Annotated in this window: 2 tRNA genes and 2 rRNA genes; all 4 read right to left on the reverse strand. The window is 47.9% G+C overall.

Features of this window, described 5'->3' with window-relative positions:
• Nucleotides 1–3: 3 nt before the first annotated feature.
• Nucleotides 4–2,753: ribosomal RNA gene (locus GXW81_RS05165) — 23S ribosomal RNA — on the reverse strand.
• Nucleotides 2,754–2,914: 161 nt separating this feature from the next.
• Nucleotides 2,915–2,988, reverse strand: a tRNA-Ala gene (locus tag GXW81_RS05170).
• A gap of 92 nt (nt 2,989–3,080) precedes the next feature.
• A tRNA-Ile gene (locus GXW81_RS05175) sits at nt 3,081–3,154 on the reverse strand.
• Nucleotides 3,155–3,352: 198 nt separating this feature from the next.
• A 16S ribosomal RNA gene (locus GXW81_RS05180) occupies nt 3,353–4,869 on the reverse strand.
• Together the 16S and 23S rRNA genes with 2 tRNA genes alongside form the textbook arrangement of a ribosomal RNA operon.
• Between the last annotated feature and the right edge of the window lie 46 nt (nt 4,870–4,915).

Raw genomic sequence — 4,915 nt, forward strand, 5'->3', positions numbered from 1 at the left:
TTAGGCTATAAATCTACGGGTAATTAGTACTACTCGGCTATGCTGTTACCAACTTTACACCTGTAGCCTATCAACGTGGTCATCTCCCACGACCCTTAAAAGATGTCTCATCTTGAGGCAGGTTTCGCACTTATATGCCTTCAGTGCTTATCCTTACCAAACTTAGCTACTCTGCGGTGCGCCTGGCGGCACAACAGATACACCAGAGGTTTGTTCAAATCGGTCCTCTCGTACTAGATTCAAGCCCTCTCAAACATCTAACGCCCGCAATAGATAGAGACCGAACTGTCTCACGACGTTCTGAACCCAGCTCGCGTGCCACTTTAATGGGCGAACAGCCCAACCCTTGGGACCTTCTCCAGCCCCAGGATGTGACGAGCCGACATCGAGGTGCCGAACCTCCCCGTCGATGTGAGCTCTTGGGGGAGACTAGCCTGTTATCCCCGGAGTACCTTTTATCCTATGAGCGATGGCCCTTCCATACGGAACCACCGGATCACTATGTCCTGCTTTCGCACCTGATCGACTTGTGGGTCTCACAGTCAAGCACCCTTATGCCATTACACTCTACGCACGGTTACCAAGCGTGCTGAGGGTACCTTTGAAAGCCTCCGTTACTCTTTTGGAGGCGACCACCCCAGTCAAACTACCCACCACGCAATGTCCTCGTTTCCGAGTTAGGCTCTAAGTAAACAAAGGGTGGTATTTCAACAACGGCTCCACCAACACTAGCGTGCCAGCTTCATAGCCTCCCACCTATCCTACACATTGTTTACTCAAAGTCAATACGAAGTTATAGTAAAGGTTCACAGGGTCTTTTCGTCCCATTGCGGGTAATCGGCATCTTCACCGATACTACAATTTCACCGAGCTCGTGGCTGAGACAGTGCCCAGATCGTTACACCATTCGTGCAGGTCGGAACTTACCCGACAAGGAATTTCGCTACCTTAGGACCGTTATAGTTACGGCCGCCGTTTACTGGGGCTTCAGTTAATGCCTTCGCTTACGCTAAGCACCTTCCTTAACCTTCCAGCACCGGGCAGGTGTCAGACCCTATACAGCATCTTTCGATTTAGCAGAGTCCTGTGTTTTTGATAAACAGTCGCCTGGGCCTCTTCACTGCGGCCAACATTTCTGTTGGCGTCTCTTCTTCCGAAGTTACGAGACTATTTTGCCTAGTTCCTTAGCCACGACTCACTCGAGCACCTTAGGATTCTCTCCTCGACTACCTGTGTCGGTTTTGGTACGGGTTGCTTCACTTCGGCTTTTCTTGGAACTGCTTTCCCTACAACAACTTCGCCCGTAGGCTAGGTCTCAACTATTCCGTCAGTCTTCAGTAAGTACGGCAATCCGTCCCCTTTTTAGTGTGAGCAAGTATGGGAATATTAACCCATTGTCCATCCACTTCCCCTTTCGGGTACGCGTTAGGTCCCGACTAACCCTCAGCTGATTAGCATGGCTGAGGAAACCTTAGTCTTTCGGTGAGGGGGTTTCTCGCCCCCTTTATCGTTACTTATGCCTACATTTTCTTTTCTATAAGCTCCACAATACCTCACGATACTGCTTCTGCGCCGATAGAATGCTCTCCTACCGATGTATTAATACATCCCATAGCTTCGGTAATATGCTTATGCCCGATTATTATCCATGCCGGACCGCTCGACTAGTGAGCTGTTACGCACTCTTTAAATGAATGGCTGCTTCCAAGCCAACATCCTAGCTGTCAATGCAGTCCAACCGCGTTATTTCAACTTAGCATATATTTAGGGACCTTAGCTGTTGGTCCGGGTTCTTTCCCTCTCGGACATGGACCTTAGCACCCATGCCCTCACTGCTGATGAACATTTATTAGCATTCGGAGTTTGTCAGGAATTGGTAGGCGGTGAAACCCCCGCATCCAATCAGTAGCTCTACCTCTAATAAACTTAACATCAACGCTGCACCTAAATGCATTTCGGAGAGTACGAGCTATCTCCCAGTTTGATTGGCCTTTCACCCCTACCCACAGGTCATCCGAAGACTTTTCAACGTCAACCGGTTCGGTCCTCCACTTTGTGTTACCAAAGCTTCAACCTGCCCATGGGTAGATCACAAGGTTTCGCGTCTAATCCTACTAACTATTCGCCCTATTCAGACTCGCTTTCGCTTCGGCTCCGTAACTTAATTACTTAACCTCGCTAGTAAAATTAACTCGTAGGCTCATTATGCAAAAGGCACGCCGTCACAGCACTAAGCTGCTCCGACCGCTTGTAGGCGTACGGTTTCAGGTTCTCTTTCACCCTTCTATTCGAAGTGCTTTTCACCTTTCCTTCACAGTACTTGTTCACTATCGGTCTTTCAGGAGTATTTAGCCTTGGAGGATGGTCCCCCCATATTCAGACAGGATTTCACGTGTCCCGCCCTACTCTTTTATCACTTATGTATGCCTTTCATGTACGGGGCTATCACCCTCTATGGCCACTCTTTCCAAAGTGTTCTATTAAACATATAAAAGCTTTTGGGCTAATCCGCTTTCGCTCGCCACTACTTACGGAATCTCTTCGATTTCTTTTCCTCCGGGTACTTAGATGTTTCAGTTCTCCGGGTTTGCTCTGCTTACGCAGTAATACATCTTCAATGTATTGGGTTGCCCCATTCGGATATCTACGGATCAATTCGTGTGTGCCAATCCCCGTAGCTTTTCGCAGCTTACCACGTCCTTCGTCGCCTCTGAAAGCCTAGGCATCCGCCATACGCCCTTAACGATTTCTTTCCTAATATTTTTGGTTACTCAAGCACTTATAAGTGCTCGGTTTTCTCTTTGTGATGTCTTTTACCGTTAATGTCAATGTGCTTTATGCTTGCTAGATATTTAATGAACTGATGTTGTATTTGGCTCCATCCGTCACTTTTAAATTAAATATCTAACTCTAGTGGAGAATAAGGGAGTCGAACCCTTGACCTCCTGCGTGCAAGGCAGGCGCTCTAGCCAGCTGAGCTAATTCCCCCATTAGTGTAGATGTTAGATTTCAGATGTTAGATTTTAGACATTCAACTTCTTCTAAATTCTAACTTCTAGTATCCAACCTCTATTAATTAGTAGTCTCGGGCAGGCTCGAACTGCCGACCTCTACATTATCAGTGTAGCGCTCTAACCAGCTGAGCTACGAGACTGTCTTAGATGTCAGAGTTTAGATTGTTAGAATTTAGATTCTCATCCTTATTTCTAACTTCCAACTTCTAGTTTCTAATCTCTTTCTTATCCCTGATACTAATCTTAGGGGTTATTTCTTTATATACCAACCAGTAAAAAAACCAAAGCTACTTTAAGTAAGCTTTCTTATTTTTGTTTATACTCCAAATGAGTCTCTAAAATGAGATGTTCCAGCCGCACCTTCCGGTACGGCTACCTTGTTACGACTTAGCCCTAGTTACTAGTTTTACCCTAGGCAGCTCCTTTTACGGTCACCGACTTCAGGTACCCCCAGCTTCCATGGCTTGACGGGCGGTGTGTACAAGGCCCGGGAACGTATTCACCGCGCCATGGCTGATGCGCGATTACTAGCGATTCCAGCTTCATAGAGTCGAGTTGCAGACTCCAATCCGAACTGAGACCGGCTTTCGAGATTTGCATCACTTCGCAGTGTAGCTGCCCTCTGTACCGGCCATTGTATCACGTGTGTGGCCCAAGGCGTAAGGGCCGTGATGATTTGACGTCATCCCCACCTTCCTCTCTACTTGCGTAGGCAGTCTCACTAGAGTCCCCAACTTAATGATGGCAACTAGTGACAGGGGTTGCGCTCGTTGCAGGACTTAACCTAACACCTCACGGCACGAGCTGACGACAACCATGCAGCACCTTGAAAATTGTCCGAAGAAAACCGTATTTCTACAGCTGTCAATTCCCATTTAAGCCTTGGTAAGGTTCCTCGCGTATCATCGAATTAAACCACATGATCCACCGCTTGTGCGGGCCCCCGTCAATTCCTTTGAGTTTCAACCTTGCGGTCGTACTCCCCAGGTGGCTAACTTATCACTTTCGCTTAGTCTCTGAACCCTAAAGCCCAAAAACGAGTTAGCATCGTTTACGGCGTGGACTACCAGGGTATCTAATCCTGTTCGCTCCCCACGCTTTCGTCCCTCAGCGTCAGTTATAACTTGGTAACCTGCCTTCGCAATCGGTGTTCTGAGTAATATCTATGCATTTCACCGCTACACTACTCATTCCAGCTACCTCAACTATACTCAAGACTAGCAGTATCAACGGCAGTTCTACAGTTAAGCTGTAGGCTTTCACCACTGACTTACTAGCCCGCCTGCGGACCCTTTAAACCCAATAAATCCGGATAACGCTTGCACCCTCCGTATTACCGCGGCTGCTGGCACGGAGTTAGCCGGTGCTTATTCGTACAGTACCTTCAGCTACCCTCACGAGGGTAGGTTTATCCCTGTACAAAAGAAGTTTACAACCCATAGGGCCGTCGTCCTTCACGCGGGATGGCTGGATCAGGCTTGCACCCATTGTCCAATATTCCTCACTGCTGCCTCCCGTAGGAGTCTGGTCCGTGTCTCAGTACCAGTGTGGGGGATCACCCTCTCAGGCCCCCTAAAGATCATTGACTTGGTGAGCCGTTACCTCACCAACTATCTAATCTTGCGCGTGCCCATCTCTATCCGCCGGAGCTTTCAATACTAATTGATGCCAATCAGTATATTATGAGGTATTAATCTTCCTTTCGAAAGGCTATCCCTCAGATAAAGGCAGGTTGCACACGTGTTCCGCACCCGTACGCCGCTCTCAAGTATCCGAAGATACTCTACCGCTCGGCTTGCATGTGTTAGGCCTCCCGCTAGCGTTCATCCTGAGCCAGGATCAAACTCTCCATTGTATGTTTTTCCTGTCTCACTCAAAGTTTTGTTACGCTTTGGTTTTTT

This window comes from Riemerella anatipestifer, from assembly GCF_009932355.1.
Classification (GTDB): Bacteria; Bacteroidota; Bacteroidia; order Flavobacteriales; family Weeksellaceae; genus Riemerella; species Riemerella anatipestifer_E.